16 protein-coding genes, 1 tRNA gene and 2 pseudogenes are annotated in these 26,779 nt (G+C 40.3%); 12 read left to right on the top strand and 7 right to left on the bottom strand.

The features are described 5' to 3' along the window. Positions 1 to 337: 337 nt before the first annotated feature. Both AWM72_RS00295 and AWM72_RS00290 read right to left on the bottom strand, forming a co-directional pair. Positions 338 to 2,200 carry an LPXTG cell wall anchor domain-containing protein gene (locus AWM72_RS00295; protein ID WP_067971515.1) on the bottom strand — a complete coding sequence of 621 codons (1,863 nt, stop codon included), beginning with the start codon at positions 2,198 to 2,200 and terminating at the stop codon, positions 338 to 340. A 21-nt stretch (positions 2,201 to 2,221) separates the two neighbouring features. Further along, the gene (locus tag AWM72_RS00290) at positions 2,222 to 2,548 is read right to left on the bottom strand and encodes a hypothetical protein (protein ID WP_067971512.1); all 327 of its coding nucleotides are present in this window, start codon (positions 2,546 to 2,548) and stop codon (positions 2,222 to 2,224) included. Positions 2,549 to 3,059: 511 nt separating this feature from the next. Here AWM72_RS00290 and AWM72_RS00285 point away from each other — a divergent pair. Beyond that, positions 3,060 to 4,472: a YfcC family protein gene (locus tag AWM72_RS00285; protein ID WP_201784124.1), complete on the top strand. Its 1,413-nt coding sequence runs from the start codon at positions 3,060 to 3,062 to the stop codon at positions 4,470 to 4,472. A gap of 144 nt (positions 4,473 to 4,616) precedes the next feature. Here AWM72_RS00285 and AWM72_RS00280 read toward each other — a convergent pair. Continuing rightward, positions 4,617 to 4,690, bottom strand: a tRNA-Arg gene (locus AWM72_RS00280). 324 nt (positions 4,691 to 5,014) lie between these two features. Here AWM72_RS00280 and arcA point away from each other — a divergent pair. The 8 genes and pseudogenes from arcA (at position 5,015) to AWM72_RS00240 (ending at position 15,616) form a co-directional block, all read left to right on the top strand. Continuing rightward, positions 5,015 to 6,235 carry an arginine deiminase gene (gene arcA, locus AWM72_RS00275; RefSeq protein WP_067971504.1) on the top strand — a complete coding sequence of 407 codons (1,221 nt, stop codon included), beginning with the start codon at positions 5,015 to 5,017 and terminating at the stop codon, positions 6,233 to 6,235. Positions 6,236 to 6,476: 241 nt separating this feature from the next. Then, the gene (gene argF, locus AWM72_RS00270) at positions 6,477 to 7,481 is read left to right on the top strand and encodes an ornithine carbamoyltransferase (RefSeq protein WP_067971501.1); all 1,005 of its coding nucleotides are present in this window, start codon (positions 6,477 to 6,479) and stop codon (positions 7,479 to 7,481) included. Positions 7,482 to 7,587: 106 nt separating this feature from the next. After that, complete coding sequence (locus AWM72_RS00265; protein ID WP_067971495.1) at positions 7,588 to 9,099, top strand: YfcC family protein; 1,512 nt, start codon at positions 7,588 to 7,590, stop codon at positions 9,097 to 9,099. A 21-nt stretch (positions 9,100 to 9,120) separates the two neighbouring features. Continuing rightward, entirely contained in the window at positions 9,121 to 10,452 is a 1,332-nt protein-coding gene (locus AWM72_RS00260; protein WP_067971491.1) for a M20 family metallopeptidase, read from the top strand. A gap of 18 nt (positions 10,453 to 10,470) precedes the next feature. Further along, a complete protein-coding gene (arcC, locus tag AWM72_RS00255; RefSeq protein WP_067971487.1) occupies positions 10,471 to 11,409 on the top strand; it encodes a carbamate kinase in 939 nt (312 codons plus the stop codon). A gap of 312 nt (positions 11,410 to 11,721) precedes the next feature. After that, on the top strand, positions 11,722 to 13,416 hold the full coding sequence (gene argS, locus AWM72_RS00250) for an arginine--tRNA ligase (protein ID WP_067971484.1): 1,695 nt from the start codon (positions 11,722 to 11,724) through the stop codon (positions 13,414 to 13,416). Positions 13,417 to 13,650: 234 nt separating this feature from the next. Then, on the top strand, positions 13,651 to 14,349 hold the full coding sequence (locus tag AWM72_RS00245) for a Crp/Fnr family transcriptional regulator (protein WP_230081923.1): 699 nt from the start codon (positions 13,651 to 13,653) through the stop codon (positions 14,347 to 14,349). Between the two features lie 298 nt (positions 14,350 to 14,647). Beyond that, positions 14,648 to 15,616: pseudogene (locus AWM72_RS00240) on the top strand (IS30 family transposase). A gap of 1,019 nt (positions 15,617 to 16,635) precedes the next feature. Here AWM72_RS00240 and AWM72_RS00235 read toward each other — a convergent pair. From AWM72_RS00235 to AWM72_RS00225, 3 genes and pseudogenes are all read right to left on the bottom strand, one after another. Beyond that, positions 16,636 to 20,847 (bottom strand): annotated as a pseudogene (locus tag AWM72_RS00235) (endo-alpha-N-acetylgalactosaminidase family protein); the annotation flags it as partial. Between the two features lie 438 nt (positions 20,848 to 21,285). Next, positions 21,286 to 22,395, bottom strand: coding sequence for a hypothetical protein (locus tag AWM72_RS00230; protein WP_067971477.1), 1,110 nt, complete (start codon positions 22,393 to 22,395; stop codon positions 21,286 to 21,288). After that, entirely contained in the window at positions 22,382 to 22,918 is a 537-nt protein-coding gene (locus tag AWM72_RS00225) for a sigma-70 family RNA polymerase sigma factor (RefSeq protein ID WP_067971475.1), read from the bottom strand. The genes AWM72_RS00230 and AWM72_RS00225 overlap by 14 nt, the downstream gene beginning before the upstream one ends. Positions 22,919 to 23,662: 744 nt before the next feature. On the opposite strand from AWM72_RS00225, the gene AWM72_RS00220 reads away from it, so the two are divergent. From AWM72_RS00220 to AWM72_RS00210, 3 genes are all read left to right on the top strand, one after another. Beyond that, positions 23,663 to 24,262: a GNAT family N-acetyltransferase gene (locus AWM72_RS00220; RefSeq protein ID WP_067971472.1), complete on the top strand. Its 600-nt coding sequence runs from the start codon at positions 23,663 to 23,665 to the stop codon at positions 24,260 to 24,262. Between the two features lie 80 nt (positions 24,263 to 24,342). After that, entirely contained in the window at positions 24,343 to 24,594 is a 252-nt protein-coding gene (locus tag AWM72_RS00215) for a hypothetical protein (RefSeq protein WP_067971469.1), read from the top strand. Then, entirely contained in the window at positions 24,588 to 24,959 is a 372-nt protein-coding gene (locus tag AWM72_RS00210) for a type II toxin-antitoxin system PemK/MazF family toxin (protein WP_067971468.1), read from the top strand. The genes AWM72_RS00215 and AWM72_RS00210 overlap by 7 nt, the downstream gene beginning before the upstream one ends. 794 nt (positions 24,960 to 25,753) lie before the next feature. Here the strand turns inward: AWM72_RS00210 and AWM72_RS00200 are convergent. Next, positions 25,754 to 26,728, bottom strand: coding sequence for an NAD(P)-dependent alcohol dehydrogenase (locus tag AWM72_RS00200; RefSeq protein ID WP_067971465.1), 975 nt, complete (start codon positions 26,726 to 26,728; stop codon positions 25,754 to 25,756). Positions 26,729 to 26,779: the final 51 nt, after the last annotated feature.

Here is a 26,779-nt window from a genome sequence, read left to right as displayed (position 1 = left end):
TTTCTTAATGAATGGTGCTGGTGAGCATGCGTTGCGCTGTTGAATTTGGTCCTTGAATGTTCAGATGATCAACACGGCTGAAGCTGTCTTGTACTTTATCCGTAAGTCGCTAAAACTCCAACGGCTAAAGCATAGCACCGGCTCGAGCAGCTTCAACGCTCCACTCCTACTCACAATTTGAATAGCAAAAAAATATTTTAATTCTAGTTTGATTTAAAGCCTGAAAACAATGCTAATTTTATTTTATAATTCGTTAAAAATAATAAACCCAGCAGCTTCTGCGGAGAAATCGGTGAAGCTGCTGGGTTTTTGTTTTGACTATAAATGATGATGGAACTTAGGATTTTTTACGTCTGAAGCTCATTAAGCTACCAATTGTAATCAAGCTGAGGCCGAGTCCAGCTAGGGTAGTGGCGCCTGTTTGAGGAAGTTTGGACTGGGGAGTGCTTGCTTTATTTGCTTTGCCTGGTTCAGCTGGCTGGCGCTCAGATTGGACGCTTGTTTGGCTTGGATCTGAGCTTGTGCTAGTCAGATTTTGGACAAGCTGAAGCTGACTTTCTTTGGAGGCCTTCACTTCTTGTTTAGCTTTAGAATCGATTGGCTCAATGAACGGCTCTTGACGGTCTTTGCTAGGAATTGGAGTCACAGGATTAGGGACTTCATTCTGAGTTTTTACTGGAGAAGGACTAGGTTTCCGAGTAGGCTCTGAGCTAGGTTGACCAGGTAGGGGAGTGCTTGGTTGGAGTTGTGGAGTAACTGCTAGGGCCCAAACAAAGATGGGGTTGGAATAGAACCATAAGTCACTATAGTTTCTATCGTTGACTTCGTTTAGGTGGGCAGCCATGCGCTCAACATAAGAAGCATCTGATTCGCCTTCCTCTTGTTGGGGCTTGGTCAGGTGGTAGTCGGGGAGAGGGTTGCCCTCAGCATCCGTTTCACCTGGCACGTTCAAGCCATGGTTGGTCCCGCGCAGCCGGTAGTAGCGGTCAGTATCAACCTGGATAGGAAGGGTAACAGTGTAATAACCCGCCGCATCCTTCTCGCCGAATTGGTCACGGGTGATGCGATAGATGACCTCAGCAGTTGGATTGATCGCTTGAGTGGCATCTGCACTTGGTCCCAGGATGCGTCCCGAAATAACATCGATATGGTCTAAATGTGGCTGGTTGCTTACTGTCGACTGGTGGTCAGCTGTAATCGGCTGGTAGTTGTTAAAGTCTCCCTCCTTGAAGCGGATGGTAAGCTGAGCGTCTTGGCCTTTAATAGCTTGGAGGTCGCCTCCCATGCTGGCACTTTGCCCAGCTTGCTCTACGGTGAAATCCAGACCCGTAATCAGGTCGCCATAGACACTAAAAGATTTACCAGCTCGCATCCCATCAGCAACATCTTCGAAAGTATCGCCCTCTACATAAGTATAGGTGCGTGAATACTCACTTGGCCAGTAACCGGAACTGTAGATGCGGTTGTCACTCACCTTAAAGTGGAAATCTGAATTGGCGAAGTTATAGAGGTGGCGTCCCTCAGCTAACAAGGCGTCCCAAACGCCGCCAACTTCTGCAATCATCTTATCCGCACCACCTAGAGTGTAGCCATTAGGTAATTCGCCGCGGTCATAACCCAGTTGATTACCTGGCATGCCCTCTATACCGATAAAGACATCTGGCGCTGTATCGTGCATCTTACGCAGGTGTTCAATCCGCACCTCGCCGCTTCCCTCAGCATGACGGGAAGGGTGGTTAGCAATCACAATGGACTTCGGATAGTTTTCTTGGAGCCAGTGGAGGCCTTTGAAGGTATTATTGATGTCTGACTTGTCGTTTTGCCGCCCACCAAATTTTTCACGTTCATTATCGTGGAAGACTTCAGTTGGGGTATCATAGGCAAACTTCCACTCAAACTCTTGGATCGCTTCAATCGGCACGCGATTAGTCCCAGCTTCAATGATGCCCACAGTGCCGTGGTCGAGTTGGAACATATCCCACTCAAAGCCGGAATAAAAGATCTTTCCCTTGTACTTGCCTTGGGACTTAAGGTCATTAAAGCTGGCAACTTGTTGTTCAATGACCTCGTATTGTGGGGTAAGCTCTTCCTGGCCTTCAGGGTTGCGTGAGGACTTACGTAGGTGGTCAGCCACCATTAAATAATCAAAACCGCTATTATGATCGAGACTAGCCTGACCGCCACTAGGAATTTGGTCCACATCTTCTCGGTAGGCAGCATTTCAGATGTTCTCAAATTCATTATAGGAGGCATTGGCATCGTTAGAGGAAGTTGTGTGCACATGAACTTCGCCACTGGTCCAGCGGCCCTCACTAGGAATCGTAGGATCGTCAATAATCTGACCCCGTGTTTGACTAGAAGGCACAGGGGCATTGGTAGATTCGCTATCGGAACTTAACGTACTTGTCGGCTGACTCTCGCTAGGATTCGCGTTAGCTGAAAGCTCGGCAGCTTGCACGTCATTAGCTGCAAGGAAGATGGCACCAGAAGCCATCAAAGACAAGAGAAAGCGACTGGATTTGGTGCAAAAAAGTTTGGGTGTATGCATGGGTTGACCTCCTAATGATAAGTGTTTCTTTTTAAAACAAATATATCAGAGGGATATTGATATTGGGTAAAGTTTGTGTGTGGATTGTGTAAAGAGACAGAATTATTCAATTAATATCAACTTATACGCTTAGTGATTCTCATTAAAAAATTTAAAAAATAAAAGGAGTTAAGTTAATAGCTATAACTATCAAATAGAAAACGATCTAATCACCGAATCACAAAAACATGGTAAGTTCAGCTTCGACATCATTGTTTAAGCAGAATTTGCCATGTTCTTTTATTCAAAATATGTTACTACTATTTTACATTTATCTTAAATTATCATTTTGTTAGCCTTTTCATTTGTTAATTAATGATTAAGGTGATAGAATTTACCTATAATAATTTTATTTTTGCTGTCATATGAACACAGTAAATAGGGAAGGAATGACTTATTAACTAATGATAGCGCATACATAAACAAATATTAGTTTCTATTGAACGGTTTATAAAGGAATGAGAGGAAAATTGTGAGTACTTTGTGGAAAAATATGAGGCAAGTTCGTGTGCCTCACACTTATGTTTTATTATTTAGTTTTATTGTCATAGCAGCTATCATGTCTTGGATAGTACCTGCTGGAGCCTTTGAAAGAACGATGGTTGACGGACGAGAGGTAATCGATCCTACATCCTTTAGTTACGTTGAGAGTAACCCCCAAGGAATATTCGACATATTAAAATCTTTACCTACTGGATTTGAGAGAAGTCAACATATTTCATATTTCTTGTTTGTTGTAGGAGGTGCTTTTGGCGTTATTAATCAAACGGGAGCAATCGAAGCTGCTTTAAATCGTATCGTTCGCGCATTGAAGGGCAAGGAAGGCTTAGTTATTCCAATTGTTCTTTTAATTATGGGCATTGGGGGCTCTACAATTGGATTGAGTGAGGAAACAATTCTCTTTATTGCTCTTGGTGTTACCCTAGCTCGTGGTATTGGTTACTATGCTCTTGTTGGAGTAGGTATGATTGGATTAGGAGCAGGATTGGGTTTTACAGCAGGCTTTATGAATCCTTTTTCCGTAGGGGTAGCGCAATCAATTGCAGATCTACCATTGTTTTCAGGAATGGGATTACGTTTGCTTCTATTTGCAGTCGTATGGCTTGCAACAACTATTTATTTGAGTCGTTATGCTCGAAAGGTAAAAGCGGATCCTACTCAAAGTATTGTATATAAAGAAGAAAAAGAAGCGAGAACTAAAGAAAATAAGCACGAGAAGAAAGAAGACCCGCCTTTTACTTTACAGCAAAAAAATATTGCAGCTATATTTGCTTTATCTTTTGTGCTCATTGCTATTGGAGTTATTCAATTTGGTTGGTACATACAAGAAATTGGCGCTGTATTTATTGGTATGGGGATTTTGGCAGGTTTTATTGCTAGGATGCGTCCTGGGAAAATTGCAGATGGATTTATTGAAGGGGCCAAGGATATGGTATATGCTGCATTGATTGTAGGATTGGCTCAGAGCTTAATAGTTATTTTAGAAGATGGGATGATAATTGACACTATCATCAATAGCATGTCAAACGCAATTTCATCACTACCAAGTGTACTAAGCGCAGTAGGGATTTATATCGTTCAAATTATCATCAATTTCTTTATTTCATCAGGTAGTGGACAAGCCGCAGTTACCATGCCAATCACTGTACCCTTAGCAGATGCACTTGGAGTTACTCGGCAAACAGCTGTATTGTGTTATCAATTAGGGAACGGTTTCTTAGATTCAATTATGCCAATGTCTGGTATTTTAATGGCACAATTAGCAATAGCTGATATTCCATACTCTAAGTGGGTTAAATTTTCTATGCCATTGATGATTATTTGGCTGGTTATAGGCTTAGTGTTTGTTATAGGTGCTCAAATTATTGGATACGGACCTTTCTAGAAAAAAGCATAATAAAGAAAAGTACTGTTAGAGGTCATTATTTGCTCAATCTATAGGATAAAAATCTTATAGATTGAACAAATGATTCTAACAGTACTTTTTCTATTGAAAAAAGGAGCCTCTAATTAGAGACTCCTTTACTTATGCACCCAGCAGGATTCGAACCTGCAACCGCCTGATTCGTAGTCAGGTACTCTATCCAGTTGAGCCATGGGTGCCTTATATAAGTAAACTCATTATACTACATAGATAAATAGAATGCAAGACTTAGTTAGTGTTTTTTATTAAGAATAAATTTTATTGACAGAAGGATATTTTCTTAAAATAAACAAATTTAAAATTAATTAAAATATTAAATATTATAAACAAGACAATGAGGTTTATGGAAGCTTGTTATATCAGGCTTCATCTTCTTTTTGTGATGTAAGCGCAACCATAAATGTGATAGATGACACATATGGAGTGTGACGAAGATAAAGGAAACGCTTACAATACGTTGCTATACTACAGGTGTAATAAATAAAGAAGGAGAGAAAAGAACAATGACACATCCGATTAATGTATTTTCTGAAATTGGTCGTTTAAAAACAGTACTCGTTCATAGACCAGGTAAAGAATTAGAAAACTTAGTTCCTGACTATCTTGACCGTTTATTGTTTGATGATATTCCATATTTAGAGGAAGCTCAAAAAGAACACGATAATTTCGTAAAAGTGATGGAAGATTTTGGGGTTGAAGTTGTTTACCTTGAACGTTTAGCAGCTGAAGCAATTGATGCAGCAGATGTTAAAGAACAATTTGTTGACGAATGGCTAAGTGAAACCGGCCTTGAAGCTGGTGCTGCTTGGGATGCTATCCGCTCTGATCTTTTATCTTATGACGATACATTTGAAATGGTACTAAAAACCATGGAAGGTTATAAGAAGATTGACGTGGATCTTGGCGAAGCAGTTTCATTAGATGACTTAGTTGATTCTGAATATCCATTCCTAGTAGACCCAATGCCTAACCTTTATTTTACTCGTGACCCATTTGCAACAATGAGCCATGGTGTAACTATTAATCATATGTATTCCGACACCCGTAATCGTGAAACATTATATGGTAAATATATCTTTACTTACCATCCAACTTACGGTGGCGATGCTGTACCACGTTACTATGATCGTGAAGAACGTACCCGCATCGAAGGCGGAGATGAATTAGTTCTCTCTCCAACAACATTAGCAGTTGGTATTTCTCAACGTACAGGCGCAGCCTCTATTGAAAAATTAGCACGTCGTCTATTTAAAGAAACAGACTATAAAGAAGTGCTAGCCTTTTCTATCGCAAATAACCGTAAATTCATGCACTTAGATACTGTATTTACGATGGTTGATTACGATAAATTTACGATTCACCCAGAAATTGAAGGTGATTTAACAGTTTATTCAATCACACCAGATGGCGATGATGTGAAGATCGAAGAACGTGTCGATGAACTTGAAAATATTTTGCAAGATGCTTTAGGAGTTGAAGAAGTAACCTTAATTCGTTGCGGCGGCGACGATATCGTTGCGTCAGCACGTGAACAATGGAATGACGGTTCAAATACTTTAACGCTCGCTCCTGGTGAAGTATTAGTTTATGACCGTAACACTGTTACTAATAAGTTATTACAAGAACATGGTATTAAGTTGCACGAAGTACGCGGTAGTGAATTAGTTCGCGGTCGTGGGGGTCCACGTTGCATGTCTATGCCTCTATATCGTGAAGACATCTAATCTAGCCACTTAAAAACAGTTAACTTATAAACTTTCTCCAATATAATACACTTCCTAAAAATAACCTTGTATCTATATAACAGACTTACAACAATTTATTGATCGTTTTAGCCAATACATATACAAATCATTCCAATTTTACTAATTCTTAAATTCCACATGAAAGTCATAGGTCTCTACTAATTTAAAGAAAAGCAAGCTTATAAAAAAATATCGACTTAACTTTTAAAGGAGGAACAATATGTTTCAAGGACGTAACTTATTAAAAGAAATTGATTTTACACCAGATGAATTGAAATATTTAATTGACTTTTCAATCCATCTTAAGGATTTGAAAAAACGTGGTATTCCACACGAATATATGAAAGGACAAAATATTTGTCTGCTATTCGAAAAAACTTCAACTCGTACTCGTTCAGCATTTACAGTTGCTGCAAATGACCTAGGCGCAGCACCAGAGTTCTTAGGTGCTAATGATATCCAATTAGGTAAGAAAGAATCAGTTGAAGATACCGCTATTGTTTTAGGCAGTATGTTCGACGGTATTGAATTCCGCGGTTTCTCTCAAAAAGTTGTTGAACAACTTGGTGAATTTGCAGGTGTTCCAGTATGGAATGGCTTAACCGATGAATGGCACCCAACTCAAATGATCGCCGACTTTATGACAATGAAAGAAGAATTTGGAGATCTTGAAGGGCGTACATTAGTATATTGCGGCGATGGCCGTAATAATATGGCGAATAGCTTGATTGTTATGGGCGCTTTAATTGGCGTAAACATTACAATTGCGGCACCTAAGGAACTACAAACGAGCGATGAAATTGTGAAGATGGCAGAAGGATACGCAAAAGAATCTGGCGCTACAGTCAAAGTAACAGATGATGTTGTTTCCGCGGTTAAAGATGCAGATGCTATCTATACAGATGTTTGGGTATCAATGGGTGAAGAAGATAAATTTGAAGAACGTGTTAACCTACTAAAACCTTATCAAGTTAATAAAGAATTAACTTCTCATATTGAAAATAAAGATTGGATTTTCTTACACTGCCTACCAGCTTTCCATGATACAGAAACAACTTATGGTAAAGATGTTGAAGAAAAATTCAATGTGAGTGAAATGGAAGTAACTGATGAAGTCTTCCGTGGTGAACATGCACGTCAATTTGAGCAAGCAGAAAATCGTATGCACTCAATTAAAGCGATTATGGCTGCAACAAATGGTAACCTCTTTATTCCAAAAGTGTAGGAAACAGAGGGTTAGTATTTTGACTCAATAATGAACAAAATGAGGGTCAGGATGAGAGGCATCGGCCTTCTTATCCTGACCTTTTATTATAAATTTAGAAAAGGAGATGAGAGACATGGACGAGGCAGGTCAAAAAAAGAAAAAATCTTTTAAGATGCCAACATCTTTTACGATTTTATTCTTAATCACAATAGTTATTGCTATATTTACATGGATTATTCCAGCAGGACAATATGATGTCACTGAAGCAGGTGACTTTATCTCTGGGACTTATCAAACGATTGAAAGTAACCCCCAAGGGATTTGGGATGTCTTAGCTGCTCCATTTGCTGGGTTAACAGGTAATGAGTTAACTGAAGGTGCTATTCAAATTTCCTTATTCATCTTAGTTTTAGGGGGATTCTTACAAGTCGTAACTGTCACGGGAGCAATTGATGCCGGGATTGGCGCAGCAATTCGAGCCAACAAGGATAATATGACTCGTTTAATTTGGATTTTAATGGGTATTTTTGCCTTAGGGGGAAGTACCTATGGAATGTCTGAAGAAACTGTACCATTTTATGCCTTACTAATTCCAATGATGGTGGCAGTTGGTTTTGATGCCATGGTTGGGATTGCAGTAGTACTTGTAGGGTCAGGTGTTGGATGTCTAGCCTCTACAGTGAACCCATTTGCAACTGGTATTGCATCTTCAATGGCTGGTATTGGTTTGGGAGATGGTATTGTTCCTCGGGTCATCATGCTGGTCGTAATGTATATCATTGCTGCAAGTTATGTCACGCGTTATGCAAAGAAGGTTCAAAAAGATCCAAGTAATTCTTTAATAGCTGATCAGTATGAGTCAGATAAAGAAAAATTTAAAATTAAAGATGATATTGATGAAATTACACCAAAACAACGTTCTGTTTTAGGATTATTCCTGTTCACTTTCTTAATCATGGTGATCTCTTTAATTCCTTGGAGCGAATTTGGTATCACCATCTTCCAAGACATTCACAATTGGATCAATAGTATTCCAATCCTTGGATCCTTAGTAGGACAGAGTGTCATCCCATTTGGTGAATGGTATCTAGGAGAGATTACCGTATTGTTCTTCTTAATGGGGATCGTTATTGCTTTTGTATATGGTATGGGCGAAGAAGATTTTGTGAATAATTTCATCGATGGAGCGAAAGACTTATTGAGCGTTGCCTTAATTTGTGCTGTAGCTCGTGGTATTCAAGTCATCATGAATGACGGTCAAATCACTGCTACTGTTCTTCACTGGGGTGAAATGGCTCTATCAAACTTATCTTCAGGATTCTTTATTATTCTCACTTATCTTTTCTATTTACCAATGTCATTCTTAATCCCTTCAACTTCTGGGTTGGCAGCAGCAACCGTTGGGATTATGGCGCCTTTAGGTGACTTTGCAGGTGTTGCTCAAAGTTTAGTAATTACTGCTTATCAATCAGCTGCAGGGATTGTTAACTTAATAACACCAACTTCAGGCGTTGTAATGGCAGCTTTAGCTATTGCAGGGATTGAAATTACGACATGGTGGAAATTTATGTGGAAATTAATCTTAATGCTTGCAGCAGCTTCACTTATTATTTTAGTACTCTTTGCAGTGATCTAAAGATAGAAGGGAAGAGATCGTATGGAATACGAATTAACAGCTAATGTTCAAAAAGAAGCGTTAAGAAGTTTAGATCAGTGGATTAGCATTCCGTCTGTCCTGGATGAAAAAGCTGTACATACACCATTTGGAGATAATATTCAACATGCCTTAGAAGTAGCGATGGAGACTTGTCAATCACTCGGTATGACAACGCATATTGATGAAAAAGGTTACTATGCTTATGCTGAAATAGGTTCTGGAGATGAACTTTTAGCGATACTATGCCATTTAGACGTTGTTCCTACTGGTGATGAAACAGCTTGGCGCTTTCCACCTTTTGAGCTAAATCTTGCTGATGGAAAATTATACGGGAGAGGAAGCCAAGATGATAAGGGACCAAGTATAGCTGCTCTTTACGGACTTAAGTCTCTGTTAGATCACGGTTATCATTTGAATAAACGTGTTAGATTTATCTTCGGGGCAGACGAGGAAACTCTATGGCGCTGTATGGAACGTTATAACGCAAATGAAGAACAAGCAGACTATGGTTTTGCTCCGGACTCTGCTTTTCCACTAACTTTTGCTGAAAAAGGTTTGCTACAGCTTTATCTATATGGCCCTGGTAGTGAAGATTTAACTCTTGATGTGCAGCACGCCTTGAATGTCGTACCTGATCAAGCAAAATATCAAGGTCAGTATTCAGAAACTCTAAAAGAATCACTTGATCAACTGAAATTTGATTATAAAGACGATGGAGATGAAGTGACTGTAATTGGAGAGTCCATTCATGCTAAAGATGCTCCGAAAGGTGTCAATGCGTTAGTTCAATTAGCCCAAGCATTAAATAAAAGCTATCAACATCCAATGCTTGAATTTATCAGTAAATATTTTAGTAAAGCGACAGGTGAAGATCTGTTTGGTCAAATTGAAGATGAGATGAGTGGGGGACTCACTTGCAATTTAGCTCAATTAAAAATTGATGCCAATCAATCAAAATTAGGTATCGATATGCGTATACCTGTTACAGCTAATAAAGAGGAATTAGTAACGAGACTTGAAGAAGTAGCGCAAGAATATAATCTTCGTTATGAGGAATTTGACTACCTTGCATCACTCTATGTTCCAGAAGATAGTGAACTGGTTCAAACTCTCTTAACTGTCTATCGTAATCTAACTGGTGATAACTCAAAACCACTTAGTTCTGGAGGGGCAACTTTTGCCCGTACCATGCCAAACTGTGTGGCTTATGGAGCCTGTCTACCAGATGTGCCGATGACAGAACATCAAATCAATGAAGCGATGCCATTAAAGAATTTTTATGATGCAATGGAAATCTATGCACAAGCAATTCGTGCATTAGCAGTCGACTAAGTCTAGAAAGGAAGAAATATGTCAAGAAAAGTTGTTGTTGCTCTAGGTGGTAATGCTATTTTATCAGATGATCCAAGCGCAGAAGCTCAAAAAAGTGCATTAGAACAAACTGCTAAATACCTAGTTCAACTAATTGCAAATGGTGATGAACTAATAATTACTCATGGGAATGGCCCACAAGTTGGAAATTTACTCTTACAACATATTGAAAGTGATTCTCCTGAAAATCCAGCTTTTCCTTTAGATAGTTTAGTAGCTATGACTGAAGGGAGCATTGGTTATTGGTTACAAAACGCCTTACAAAATGAGCTAGAAAAAAATAATATTGATAAGTCGGTAGCTTCAGTAGTAACTCAAGTGGTTGTTGATAAAGAAGATGACGCATTTAAGGATCCATCTAAGCCAATTGGGCCTTTCTATACTGAAGAAGAGGCAAAAGCTGAAATGGAAAAAACAGATGCCACATTCAAGGAAGATGCTGGCCGTGGATGGCGTAAGGTTGTTGCATCACCTAAACCTGTCCGCATTAATGAAATTGAAAGTATCAAAAGTTTAATTGAAGCAGGACAAGTGGTTGTTGCAGCTGGTGGTGGAGGAATTCCAGTTGTTGAAACAGATAATGGGCTAGATGGGGTCGAAGCAGTAATTGATAAAGACTTTGCTTCCCAACAGTTAGCTCACGAAATTGATGCTGATTTATTTATTGTATTAACTGGTGTAGATTATGTTTACATTAATTATAATAAAGAAAATCAAGAAAAATTAGAAGAAGTAAGAGTCAGTCAATTACAAGATTATATCAAAGAGGATCAATTTGCCCCAGGTTCTATGTTGCCAAAGATTGAAGCTACAATTGCTTTTGTCGATGGTCATGAAAATCGTAAATCGGTGATTACATCTTTAGAAAACTTAGAAGAATTGATTCGGTCTGGCGCAGGCACAACAATTAAAAATTAAAAAAAACTTGTAATATTTTATGAGTTGTGATAGTGTAGTTTATAACTATGATATAGTAAAATTATATCAAGAGAGTAGATAAGTGGATGAAGTACAGCGATTTGGGATGATGAGAGCCAAAATTCTATACTTATTGAAACGCACTTGATTTTTGATAAAGTGAAAGCAATTATAGCTTTATCCGGTTTCAATCCGTTAAAATTGATTAAAGGGATAATTTTATTATCTGAAATAGAGTGGTACCGTGTATATGAAAGACACCTCTAGGATTTCTCCTAGGGGTGTCTTTTTTTAAAATTGGAGGTTATAATTATGGATGAAAAACAGAAAATTGTTGATTTACTCTACCCAATTGTCGGAGAACATTTAAACAAAGATGAAATCATGGGACTAATTGAAGTACCTGCTAACCAAGAATTTGGTGATCTTGCCTTTCCAACTTTTCAATTAGCGAAAACTTATAGACAAGCCCCACAAAAAATTGCAGAGGAAATAACAGAAAAGCTAGGAAATCCAGAAGGTTTTTCAGAAATTACGGCAATTGGACCTTATATTAATTTTAAATCAAACCGTGAGTTCGTTACTAAACATGTAATTTCAAATGTACTCGAACAAGGCAGTGATTACGGCAAAACGGATATTGGGAAGCAAGGTAATATCACTATCGATATGTCATCACCTAACATTGCAAAACCAATGTCAATGGGACATTTACGTTCAACAGTCATTGGTAATGCGCTTTCATTTATTTTAGAAAAGCTAAATTATAATGTTATTCGCATTAATCACTTAGGGGACTGGGGAACTCAATTTGGTAAGCTGATTGTAGCTTATCGTAAATGGGGAGATGAAGAGACAGTTCGCAAAGATCCAGTTAATGAACTTGTTAAACTCTATGTTGAATTTCATGAACGCGCTGAAGAAGATCCAGCGTTAGATGAAGAAGGGCGTGCTGCCTTTAAAGCACTAGAGGATGGTGATGAAGATGTTGTGGCTTTATGGAATTGGTTTAAAGATGAATCAATTAAAGCATTCCAAAAAGTCTATGATCTTTTAAATGTTCATTTTGATTATTATACTGGAGAATCCTTTTATAATGATAAAATGCAGCCCATTATCGATGAATTGGAAGATAAAGGAATCAGCGAAGTTGAACAGGGAGCTGTTATTGTTCGCTTAGATGAGGAAGACTTACCACCAGCACTTATCCAGAAGTCTGATGGAGCAACCCTTTATCTTACTAGAGATTTAGCAACTGCTTATTATCGTAAAGCTACCTTTGACTTTGTTGAGAGTCTCTATATTGTAGGTAATGAACAGACAAATCACTTTAACCAATTAAAAGCTGTTTTAAAACGTTTAGGTAGGGATTGGGCAGATGACATGCACCATATTCCATTCGGATTAATTACCTTAAACGGAAAGAAGTTATCGACTCGTAAAGGTAAAATTGTTTTACTTGAAGATGTTTTAAACGAAGCGACTAAATTAGCGTATGAACAAATCGAAACAAAAAATCCGGATCTTCCTAACAAAGATGAAGTAGCTGCACAAGTTGGTCCTGGGGCTGTTATCTTCCATGATTTAAAGAATGAACGATTACATAACTTTGATTTTAATTTACAAGAAGTTGTTCAATTTGAGGGTGAAACTGGTCCTTATGTCCAATATGCTCACGCACGCATTCAAACCATTCTAGAAAAATATGGGAAAGAAGTAGAAGCTAACGTTAATAATGTTGTTACTGATGATTATAGTTGGCAAATTGTAAAATTACTTGAACAATATCCAAAGGTAGTCATTCGAGCAGCCAAGCAATATGAGCCTTCTGTCGTATCAAAATATTTAATTTCTTTAGCCCAAGCATTCAATAAGTATTACGGAAACACACGTATTTTAGAGGATGATGAGCAATTAGAAGCAAGAATAGCTTTGATTTCTGCAGTAGCTATTGTCTTAAAAGATGGCTTAAGTTTACTCGGTATTGCAGCACCTAATAAAATGTAGAATTCTTTATCCTTTTCTCAGCCTCTCAATTGGACTAGACATGGTCCTGAGAGGCTTTTTGTCTATTATAGATTGTCTTGCTTTTAACGTGAATATTCATTTCTCATGTGATAATATAGACTTATACTATAAAATATTTCAAGCCCTGGTAGTTTACATGTCAGATATGTGAATAAGATTACATAATCACAGAAAAAATAGTTTTACAGAAGACAATGAGGGAGTGGCATAATTGTGAACCGAGATTTTGAATATTATATGGAAAATTTATCTGACGAAGAATTTTTCTCTCGTTTTACAGAGGAAGAAATGATGGAAATTAAAAGCCGTTCTACTATTCATCAATTTGGAAAAGGACAGGTTCTGTTTTTCCAAGAAGATTACAAAAATTATTGTTATTATCTTCTAAAAGGTTTAATTCGTTTGGAGAAAACAGATGAGACAGGTGATTTCCAATACATTGATTATGTCACTGGACATTCATTCTTACCTTATGGTGAGTTTCTTAATCCTGATAATATGAATAATTATACAGGATTTGCTGCCACTGAAATTATATTACTTATGATACCTCGGGATTTATTAGAAAAAATCACAATGGCAAATAACGAACAAATGATTTATATGTATCAGATGATTGCTGAAGTTCTTGTTTTTACTGAGCGGCGTATTCAAATGACCACTATTTCGAGTGCTAAGCAAAGAGTTATTCAAACCTTAGCAATTTGGATGTATGATTTGGGGCATCGCATGGGGGAAAGAATTGTTATTAATTATCCATTGACTATTGGTGAACTAGCAACCGTTTCTGGTACAACGCGTGAAACAGCTGGTCGAGTTGTTAAAGCTTTAACTGAAGAAGGTCTTATCGAATTTACACGTCAAGAAATTATATATTTGGATCTAGATTATTTCAATGAATTGTTGTGGTAGATTATCATTTATAATTATAAAATAAAACAATAGATTTTAATTTAAAAGTGTTGATGAACTCCCAGAGGTTTACCAACACTTTTTATTAAAAAAGATATCACAATCTACTTTTAAAAAGACAAGGACGAAAAATTAAAAGTAGATATGTGATATCCCTATTTATATTATAGGATAGTTCTTAAATAAATGCTAATATTATTAGCCTTGGATAGTAAAATTAAGCTAGAAAAATAAAAAGGGCCACTTGCGTTGTATCCTAAACTTAAACATCCCCATGTTAAGGAAGGAGTTCACACAAATAGCTTACAAATATCTTACCATGAAAGAGTTAATTTGGATAGAAAGTTATTATGAAAGTGGCACTAAAACAATGGATATCGCTAAGAAATTGAATCGTTCAGGTCAGACGATCTACAATGTGATCAATTTTATCAAGGATGGGCATACGATCCAAAATTACTATGACCGATACAAAGCGAATAAGTCTCGCTGTGGTGCTAAAAAGACACGTTTTACTTCTGAACAGATTGAGTATGTCTAAAGCAAAGTTAGTTTGGGATGGTCTCCGGATGTTATTATCGGTCGAAATGAAATTGATTTAGCTTGTACCGCACGCACATTGTATCGCCATTTTCAAACAGAAGATTACTTCGATGCTTCAACATTAGCTATGAAGGGCAAGAGACGGCCAAATGGCCATAAAGAAACCCGAGGACGTCAAAATTTTAGACGAACAATTGAAGATCGTGAAAAAGAGAATCCTCATTATGACGAGGAATTCGGACATTTAGAAGGCGATACTATTGTTGGTAAAGACCATAAAAGTGCTGTTTTAACTTTAGCTGAGCGGATCAGTAAATTGATTATCCCTATCAAAATTTTAAGCCGGAAAGCCTGTGATGTTAGGGTTGCGATGAATGATTGGCTGAAAGCTTTGCCTCGTCATATGTTTAAATCAATCACTTTTGACTGCGGAAAAGAATTTTCAGATTGGAAAGACATTTCAAATATCAATGATATCAACATCTATTTCGCTGATCCTGGCTGTCCTTCACAACGCGGCCTGAATGAGAATTCAAACGGTTTACTCAGAAGGGATGGTCTCACGAAAGGGATAGATTTCACAAATGTGTCACAAGAAGAATTAAGTCAAGTGGCTCATTTTCGAAATACCATTCCAAGAAAATCTCTAGATTATTGCACACCCATTGAAGTCTTTTTAGAGCACTGTGACAAAGAGGGATACTTAGATGATTTTGTGCCTTGAGACAGTCTAACTTTCAACCTTCAGGGTATCAAGGACCGCTTCGCTTTCCTCCTTGACACCCTGAAGGTCGAAAGTTAATGGATTGGCAAGGCCAAAAATCAGTGATTTAGTTTGGGGAAAATTCTAGCTTAAATTGACAATTCAAAAACCCAAAAAAACCAACAGCTTTAGCAGAGAAATCTGTGAAGCTGTTGGGTTATTGTTTTAGCTGTTATTAGCGAATAAAATTAGCGTTTTTTGTTTCTGAAGCTCAACAAGCTACCCACCGCAATTAAACTGAGTCCGAGTCCAGCGAGGCTGGTCGCGCCTGTTTGAGGAAGTTTGGACTGACTAGCGGTAGATGGATTGGCTTTGGCCGGCTCTTTGTCTTTGCCTTGAACATGTTCAAGAGCAGGAAGAGCTTTGTCTTCTTTCCCTTCAACTGGGAACTTAGAAACTTTTTCTAGTTCTTGATTAGAAGCTCTAGTTTCTGAATGAGATGAAGGGGCTTCATCACGATCCTCTCTTGCTTCTTTAGCTGTCTTGCTGTTAATGGTATGGGAGACTTCTTCTGGGTTATTTTCTTTGCTTGGACTTGAGCTATCTTCAGACTCAACTTGGGACTTTGTGTTGCCTAGTTGATCTGAATCAGTATCTTTATTATTGGCGTCTGAAGCTGATGTTTCATCAGAAATTGTAGGCTCTTCTGTTGCTTCTGACTCTTTACCATGATCTGCGTCAGATGGCGTCTCTTCATTTGGGCGGAGGCTTAAGTTTTCTTCAGCTTGGTCTAAGTCTTTGATCAGAGCTTCTGCTTCTTCGATGGATAGCTGGTCAGTATCTGCTTGCTGTAAGGCATGCAGGGCCTCCAAGTAAGCAGCTATGGATTTTTCGCTATATTTGTCTTGCTTGACTGGTTCTAAATGATTCAAGCGATCCTTAATTAGACTCTCTACTTCTTTCTTGATGTCTTCTGCTGTTAACAATTCTTCTACTTTGAGATTATCCAGCATGAAGTCATTGTAAGAAGCAAAGTTCGCAGCGCCACCAGATTTTCCTTTGGTGTCTGAAGCTTTAGCTGTCGAGAAGATACCGATATAGGTTTCTCCGTTATCAGCGCCTGTCACAGTGAAGGTTACCGTTTTAGCCTCGGGCGAATCTTCCCAAGTATTTGGAAGAGGGTGGATGTCTAGCTTATCGGGACCTGTATATTCCCCATTCCCTATCACAAAAGCATAGGTGCCATCCGACCCGGCTTCATATTGGAAGGTCACCTCATATGTTTTACCAGGCTTAAATTTAAGGTTTTGAGGAATAGTTCGATAAACCAGATTGTTAGCGCTCACTAAGCCATTTGTTTTAATCGACCACTTACCATCAATCACATCAGAAATTACCTTACCATTAAAACCGCGTTGTGTATAGGGCGCATTTTTCTCGGATAAATGTGTCCGATTATCTTCTACACCTTCAATTGGACCAATGACAAAGGGATAGATGCCATGCGCGACATTTTCAAAGTCTTGGAAGAAGATACGAGCATCTGTAGAATCATGGTGGCCGTCGAACATTGCTGAATGGTTTTCAACTACTCGAACATCATCAACATATGTTTTACCATTTCCTGCAGACCGTTTCAGAGTCAACTTAACCGGTTCATTGCTTTCTGTAGGGGTAAAGAAGACAAAAGCATCCTGGAAGTAGGAAGAATTATCAACTGTGGCATTTTTTGTCAGGGTGTTGTGGGCGTAGGCCTTAATATAGTTTGGTGCAGGGGATGTTTCAATGACTTGTCGCCATGTCTGATCACCTTGTTGAATAATGATCTCAAGAGCTTCCTCGCTGCGGTTGTCAACTCCGAGGCTCAAGGCATAAGGCGTATTGGCCTCAAGACCGCTTAGTTCGTGACTTAAGCTTAGGTCCTCTTCTTGATTAGAGAAGCTAAGCATGGGGTTATCGCCTTGTGAGCGCTCGATCTTAGCAGCAACTACTTCACCTTTGATGTTCCAATTATCTAAACTTCCGCTATTAAAGCCAGGATCTATGATGGCTTCTCCTTGACCATAAACAACCTGTTTGGGTGCTTGAGCCTCTGTGTAAAGGACATAAGGCGTGCGTCCTTTAAGTTTTAATTGAATTTGGCCTTCTTTAAGCTCAACAAGTTGGGGGTTGGCCAGTCCTAAATCCGTCAACTCGTAAACGTAGACTTGGTCAGCCTTTATAGATTCAGGAAGTGTCCATTTAGTCGCTTGGTCTTGATCGGAATAATAGTATAATTTTTGTGCTTGATCAGGGAGCAGATTTCCATTTTGATCCCATTTCCATGGGATTAAATAAGTACTCCCATCTAAGATCTTCCGACCATTAAGTCTGATGATGCGGCGCTGGTAATCGGGATCGTTCACATCATTAGAAGCGCGTTCAATGCTTAAATGATTATTGGCATCATCTTCTAAATCAATGCGCATTTCTGGCGTCCAGCTGTAAGTTTCTCCATTATCTGACATTTGTACGGGGTCGCCGTTTTCCCAGCGAGTCACTTTGAAGTGTTGGATAAATTTAGTTGGGACATTTGTTTCGAATAGGTTTTGGATGTAACCTTGGTAATCACTGCGGCCTTGCCAACCTTCGAAATCCATCATATCGTAGCCAAAGAGGAGTGGGGCGATGGCAGCACCGCCATAGCTTGGGTAATGACCAACCCAGGCATCTTTTTGGTGGTTGCGAATGAAGCGGGTAATAGCTGAATTAATCCCTTTTAGCGTATAGCCTCCGTAGGTTAAATCAGCGGCCCAATGTTGGAAGGTGGAGTCATATTCGCCAGCATAGCCCCATTCAAAAGCAGCCCGCCAACCTAAGTCGTTAATTTCTTTAGCTAACTGGTGGGTGGCCCAAGCCGCGTTATTGCCGGATTGACCGTTCCCCCAAACATCAACGTAAATAAAATCAAGATTGTCATCGACGATTTCTTTGAGGTCCTTAAAGCGATCATAGCGGCCATTGGCTAAATCATAGTCCGCTTGAATATTAATGCCCTGGTCAAGCCAGTTCCAACCATAAGCATAGGAACCATCTGGATTCTTACGTAAGCGTTCTGGTTCAAAGTATTTTGATTCTGGGTAGGTTTCTGAAGCATTGACGTGGATGCCGATTTTAGCGCCATAGGGTTCTGCCCAACGAAGAAGTTTGTTGAAGTCTTCAATACCTCCCATGCGGTCACCGATATTGGCATAATCCAAGTGGCCCGAATCGTGGCCTTCTGAGCCGTAACCCTTCAGTAAGACAGATTGTCCGAGGCCATCAGTGTGTAAGTAAATTTTCTTAATCCCGTCAAGGGTCATTAAGAAGGGGTTCTGAGCTTGACTCCCAAAATTCATCGCAATTCGGTAAGCAACGAGATCAGGGACATCTTCCCAGCCCTGGGGATTATTCATAACTTCCCGATAATCAATAGCGGCATCTTGCCAATCAATCACTTCATCATTGTTGCGATCAGTTGATAAAACAATCGTTGATTGAGGGAGTTCCCAAGTTCTTTCATCTAGGACACGGTCATAGTAGGGGACTTGGTAAAAATAGGGAGAGCTTGAGATACCTAAATAATTATCAGATCCATAAGTTTCTTTGCCAACGGTCAGTCGGGTGTAGTCGCTTGAGCCACCCCCATAATTAAACTGGGAATTGCTCCAGACACCCGCTGCTAGCTTAGGATTAGAGACAAAGCCATACATAAAGCCTGTGTCAGGCATATCAACCATTGGATTGGTGATATCTAAATGGACATCGCCAGAATGGTGAGTATTGGTTGACATCATTGCCCCATCGAAGCGGCTACCAACTTCTTTGGAACTGGCAGCAACGAGATGGTTCCCCGGCAATTCAATGGTCATAATGAGCTTAAGGGGATTATCTATCTTTTCTCCTGCTTGAATGTCATAGCGGTTGTTGATATCAACGACATCGAAGTGGACTTTGTTATCATCAACTTTAATTTGATAGGTAATCGCTGCATCAATAAATTTCTCAGGAGATTTGATATCTAAAATATATTGGGCTGTGCTCTCATCAATCTTATGGTAAGTAACTTCTGGAACCACGTCTTGATAGTTAATCCGGATAACATTAGTCGGCTGCACTTGACCATAGAGCTCTCCACCTTGATAGGAGTAGGATTGAATGCGTGGAAAAGCCTGGTCAATTCTGACCGCTAAATCCTCTGATCGAAGGGTATCGTATGTCACTTGACTATCATCAATCGCTTGGCCTGTTTCTAGACTGTCATCTAAGTTAGCCGTAACATTTTCTTGGTTGTCTGTCTTCACATCAATGACAGTTGGACCTTCTGGGGTAGAGCCTAGGTGAAGGTAAGCCTGGGGATGGGCCTGTAGGGAGTCCATGACGGAGCCTGGCAAATTGATAGTATCAAATAAGTTTTCTCCATTATTTGTGGCGTTCAATTGACCATCTGATTTTAGGCTGATGAGCACTTGGTTTTGTTCGCCTTTGATTGGTGCGTCACTTCGGTGGCTGGTCAGCTTATTATCGACTGTTGGCGTCTTATAGGACCAGAACCAGCCATCGGTGTCGTAGCCAAGATACAAGTGATTATTTTCTTGGTCACGGGATAAGAAGAGTCCAAACTTGGAACTATCGGCTTCCGTCCGGTCAATAAAATTGAGGGTATAGTTTGCGGTACCATCTTCATTTACTTCCATTCCATCTTTTTTATAGAGGGAGGATGACTCTGAGTCAGTTGAATTTGAACTTAGGCGGAGGTACCGTGTATTCTGTTCCTCAATCACTTGCTTTTGCCCATCGCCTGATACGAGCGACCACTCGCTTTCGGCTATCTCTTCAGGACTTGCTTCATCAGTAGAAGCATATGTCGTGACTTGGCGATTAGAAGAGCTGGGGCTACTTTCCTCGTTAGCAGCACTCGCTTGTTCTGAGTTCGATTGACTTTTTGGACCAGCATCCACTTCCTCCATCGATTGGCGTGCAGGAGCCTGATCATTGCTTACATCCAGATCATGACTAGGCTCTCCATCAGTCGAAAGTTCCTGCGATTGGCTGCTCTCTAGCTCAGTTTCTACTGTTGAGTTTTCAGCAGCATGGACTGTCTGAAAGCTTGTTGCTATCATGAGCCCTACTGTACATGAAACCAAGCCATAGCAAGTCTTGCGTAAGGCATAATGCGGTTGTTGCTTACGGGTTTGTTTTTCTCGTTCTTTCACATTTCGTGATGAAAACATAGTAAATATCCTCCCTTAAATAACAAACGTTAAATGATATGATAGTTCCAATCTAATACATGAAAACGCTTAAGTCAACAAATAAACAATAATAATGTTCTAATGTGTTTGAATAAAGTTGTAATATATCATATAAACGAACAAATAAACATTAATTGGAGGTGATAGGAGTCATAAAATTATTTCCCCAGATATATCAGCCAATGATTTTGAAAAATTATCAAAAAAAGCCAACCGACATCCCTTTACCTCAATAAGTGTAGAGGGGAGGATCTCGGTTGGCTGTTTGTATGAGGGGTTACTATATAGCGACACTCTGAGCTTCTGATAAAAGGCTATGAGGCTTGCATGGATTTAATGTATCTGCTTCATTTTTTGCGGATGGACATTGAGCTAGACCGGCTAGTATATCGGTCATTTGTTAAGAAGATTTTTGGCCTATTTGTCCTCTTGATTTCCTTCATCGAGTTCAACCGTCACCGGCTCACCCAAAGCGGTCCGCTGGTCGCTTGTTATCCGACCACTTTCCTCAGGGAGGGGGATCTTAAAGAGTTGGACCTGGATTTTGTCTTGCTTAATGAGGTCTTCAAAGGTTACCTGGCTTCTTGAATCGTTTGAGAAGTCAAAGTTGGCTTGGAAGTCGACCAGGCTAGCTGTGGCTGAGGCTTTCATTTCAGAAGCACCTGTCAGGATCAAGCGGCGGCCATCGGGGAGGATGAGGTCGGCTTCGATCATGGCGTTTTCTGCTTCTGATTCAGGGATTTGGGCTTGGATTTGGGTTTTTAGGGGGTGGAGTTTGACAGCTTGGATGTTGACACCGTCTGGATTAGCCGAGGCGTCCTTGTCGGGGTTAATATAGCGGCTGCCCCCGTTCAAGTCTTCGGGGCGTCCGCTGAGGTCAAAGGCGGCGTCGTTCATGGAAATGACTTCCTTGGCATTCTTCATTAACCCGGAGATCTGCAGATAGATCTGGTTATTGGCCTGAAGCTCGAGGGGGTCATCGAAGTTATAGGTCATAGTCGTTTGGTAGATACCGTTATCCAATAAGCGAGCCGAGCCAGCTGCTGAACTGATCCGGGTCGTTTTTCCGTTAACGGCGATAGCCATGCCGACGAAATCATAGAAGTCTTGGGGAGATAAGGATTCCGGCGATTCGACCAGGAAGGAAGCGGTCACGGAATTCTCATCTAGAAGGGCATCTTCCAGCTTGACTTGGTGGTCGCCCATCTGGATGGTCTGTCCGACGGGGAAGGTTTTTTCACCCATATCGCCGGCGCTGGCAGAGAGGGTGAAATGGGTGCTGTCGATGAGCGACTTGACGGAGGCGGAAGCTTGTTGGCCCCAGGGGGTGAGGGTCAGTAAGGCGATGGCAAGTACTAGGCCTAAGATTAGGGGACGTCGATAGGATTTGGTCTTTTCTTGGCCATGAGAAGCCTGGAATTGGGCGTAGAGGCGGTCTTTTTGCTTGGTGGACAAGTGTTCCTCGGGATAGTCCGATAAGTTCATCTTGGTCTGGTTGAGTAGCTGGTAGATCTTAGACTTGGTCATGGTTTCTCTCTCCTTTTAATTTTTCGCGGCCGCGGTGGATGCGCTGGTAGAGGGCGTTGGGGCTCAGCTGGTGGGCCTGGGCCACTTCTTTGACGTCTTGCCCCTCGTAGAAGAGGGCTAGGAAGATGGCTTGGTCCTCTTCAGAAAGGGTCGAAATCAAATGTTCGAGGTCCTCTCTGAGAATCAGCTGGTCGAGGATTTGCCTATCCCCAGATTCATAGTGGTCATCATAGGTCTCCTGCTGGGCAAGGCGCCGGTTATCACGGACTAGGTTCAAGGCCTTGTAGCGGGCGATGGCGCCAATCCAGTTCTTGAAAGACGATTTCTTGGCGTCATAGGCTGCAATATGGTCCCAAATCGCTAAGAGGGTATCGTTAAAACATTCCTCGTGATAGGCCTCATAACCCTGGGCATGGCGCTTGATGATCGCCATCAAAAGCCCGCCGTACTGGTCAATGACAGCGCGAATACCGCTTTCTCTGCGGTGTTTAATCTGCTGGATAGTCCAAAAATCATTTAACATGGCCTGTCCTCCTTTCACTATGAATACACCAGCTAAGGGGCAATTCTTACACAAAATCGGAATTTTTTTGGTTTTTTGTCGAGGAGAGAGCTAGCAGCGATGAACAAGCCTTAGGTCCACTATAACCTGCCCGAGCGCTTTTTGCATGCCTTATTATTGAGCAAATTTGCGTCGAAAGTGAGCATGGGCTAGAGCTAGCAGTTTTGAAAAGTGGTCTCGATGTTGAATTGACAGGCTTTTGGCAAAAAATAGCTTCTGCTTGTTGATTTGATTTTAATTTGAGGAATGATTTTCTCGCGCGCACGCGCGCCTATTATTTAATTTAATTCATTTTGTAAATTCGTTATTTGTAAACTTAGTCTTTAGTTAATTCGTATTTAGTTACTTAGTCCTTTGTAAGGGGGGATTACCATTAATTAGCTTTCCTAGTTGATGGAAAGTTAGCTACAAGCTTTCCATTTTCAATATTTTCTTGCCCAAATCCGACAACGTGGTCGTATTTGTCTGGCTTGGAGTTAGATTTGAATTTTGATTATGATAAATAATGCATTTGGATCACTCTATGAGATAAAGCAGAGGGTTCTATATGCGTATACAGAATCAACAACAGACAACATGCAACTTAAATAATTAGCGCATTATCTTTTATCAACAGCTCGCGAAGTCAAAGGAATTGTTTTTCAGCATGGCCTCTGTTAGACTAGGATTTATCTTTAAGCCATAATAAATAAAGGAGGAAAAGTGATGCCATTAGAAATAAGACCTTACCAGGCAGCGGATTTTGATGCGGTTAAGGCCATGATCCAAGAAACCTGGTATCCTGATGTGACGGCAGAAGACCCTGATTTAGCTGCTCGCTTGGCAGATATCGATGCCAAGATGCGTTTGGAGATGGGGACTTTTGCCTTGGTGGCGGACTATGATGCTGAGACTTTGGGGATTTTTATCGGGGATGTCCAAGGGGCAGACAAGCTCCAAGCCCCGCTCGATTGGGAGGCTTATCTGAAAGAATTGGGCATTCAGGATAAGACCGTTCTCGAGGTGCTTGACCGGGAGCGCGAGGCTAACGCTTGCCTGGACCGCGGTCACCAGGAGGCCTATCAAGGCGTCCTCCAATTGTTTATTCTGAGCGCCCGGTCCCGAGGCAAGGGAATTGGTGGCAAGCTCTGGCGGGCAGGTTTGGAGGCCTTCCGCGACCATGGGGTGGATGACTTTATCCTCCACACGGATAGCGATTGCGATGTTAGTTTCTATGACTACAAGGGTTTAGTGGCTGATGCGCCTTTCAGCTTCGATGACAAGGATGCCTTCCAATACTTCCTCTACCACGGCAAGACTCGTTAAGTGACCCAGGGTGCATATGACACGCAGCCTAGCCTGTGTTATCATAGCATTGCATGAAAGAATGAAGGAGGAGGCTGATCGTGGTGAAGCAATTATCTTCGCAAGTGATTCAGAAGGGGGACCGTCAAGCGATTCCTTTGAGTCAGCGGGCCTTAGACCTGTCAGATTTAGAAGTGGGCGACCGGGTTAATTTAACCATTGAGAAGGAATCGATTTTAGTGACCAAGAAAAAAAGCCCCCTCAAAGAAAAAATTCGCGCCTTTTATCAGGCTGGGGGGACTTATGAGGAAGGCCTGATCGATTACGGGGAAACTGCAGGTGAAGAATGGTAAAACAATTCGATATTGCGGTGATTGACCTCGATCCCGCCAGAGGCCATGAAAAAGGCAAGACGCGGCCGGTTCTAATTGTCAACAATGAAATGATGACGGAGAGTGCCGGCTTTGTCTGGGCCATGCCGATCACCGAGCGGCCCGCCAAGTATCCCATGGACCTGAAGCTAAAAACCGAGAAAAATGCGGTCCAGGGAATCATCGACACGGTCCAAATCCGCTGTCTCGATTATGACAACCGCAATGGACGCGTGGTCGATCATTTGGTTGAGGACTTGCACCAGGATGTCCTGGATACCATTATGGCCCATATTGATCCTGAATTCCCCCAGAAATATACAACAGTTCATCAAATAATGGGATAAAGGTTGATATTATCATCTTTATCCTATTGTTTTCTCTTTTTTTTGTTGTATAATATACACAACGAGAGGGTATTCATCTATGAAGAAAAATCTGCCATTCCCTTCCAGAAAAACGGGTATCCATCAATCCTCTGTTTCTCGTACAGCTTACAGAAGACCGTGATACATGGTAAAGTTCCGCAATCTCTCTGTCCCGCATATCTTGAAAATAGTACAACAAGATCTAGTTACGTTGCTTTTCAAATAGCTTGCGTAAAGCTGTACCTAGTTTTTCATCAGATACCTTGATTGAGAAATTCCATACTTGAAATACAGAAAATTCAAAGGAATAGCTATCATAATTACTTTGGTTATTCTGCTTTATTTCTGGAATTTCACAAAACAGTGTTTCATGCTCCAAACGCTTTGCACGTTTTTTTGCGATAACGGACAATACCTTTTATCGTTATCATCATATAAGCATTAAACTGTAATCTGATGATTTCCTCAAAAGAAGATAGTTTCATAATCTCACCCCCTTTCCGCAAAGTTGAAATATGAGAGTGTGACAAAAGTCGATCAGGCCTGAACCACTGGAACGAACTATGGGAAATCGTTGGTAAACGATTGGACATAGTTCGTGAAGTGGATGTCAGGCCTGACTTTTGGAACACGTTTTTGAAAAATGTTCGCTTTTTAAAAAGAGGCCGGAACTTTTGTCCCAGCCTCACCCTTTGGAAATACGGAAAGAAGAGAAAGAAAAAGCTCGTACAAAACGTTATGTCTGTACGAGCTTATAAAAATGAAATATTCAGTTAAAAGTCCATAGTAACAACAATTTTTCCTTGTGCATGAGAAGTTATAATATATCGGATAGCTTCTTTTGTATCTTTGACAGAATAAACCTTATCTATATAAGGTATCAACTTTCCCGTTTCTGAAAGTTCCTTTGCATAAGGAAGATAATCTTTTTGTGGGTTCATTGGTAGCGCAAAATAAGAAAAATTTTTTGAAACAAACGAATGGAGAAGTGCTTTTGTCGCCTGTTTTAAATCTCCTACACCCACAAAAATACCATTTGGCTTTAAAAGCTGTTTATAAACTTTCATAGGGTTACACCCGTTTATTCCAATAATAGCATCAAATTTTTTGCCTACTTTGGTAAAATCTTCTTTTTTATAGTCTATAACATCATTACAGCCCATTTGTTTTGCGAGTTCCATATTTCTTGTACTGCACACGCCTGTAACGTTTGCTTCCATAGCTTTTGCTAATTGAACAGCATATAGTCCAACGCCACCCGAAGCTCCATAAATCATTACCTGTTTTCCAGCTTCCACCTTTCCTTTTCGTAGTGCACCTAATGCGGTTTCAAAAGATATAGAAATGGCGGACGCTTGCTCAAAAGAAAGGTTCTCGGGCTTTTGAAAAACACGTTCTTTATCCATAAGAGCATACTCGGCAAAACCACCTTTTGGAAATGTTCCCGCTGTTTTTCCGTACACACAATCTCCAACTTTTACATGAGTAATATTTTTACCTGTTTCAACGACAATACCAGAAATTTCAGCACCTATCGGAGAACCTATAAATCCCATAACAAAAGATGTCATTTTGGTAGAAAATGGGACATTCGAGGTTAGTGTTTTAAATCTTTCATAATCAGTTATACTTAACGCAGATGCTTTCACTTCAATCAAAACTTGATTGTCATTTGGGACAGGCTTTGGAATATCTTGTATTTTTAACACATCTAAATCGCCTGTTTTAGTATAAATCATTGCTTTCATATGTTTACTTCTTTCTACGAAGTTGCTGTTTTATTATGCAACATCATGTTG

Source organism: Aerococcus sanguinicola, from assembly GCF_001543145.1.
In the GTDB taxonomy this organism is placed as follows: Bacteria; Bacillota; Bacilli; order Lactobacillales; family Aerococcaceae; genus Aerococcus; species Aerococcus sanguinicola.
The sequence above is the reverse complement of the archived record's forward strand: the minus strand, read 5'-3'. Positions and strand labels throughout refer to the sequence as shown.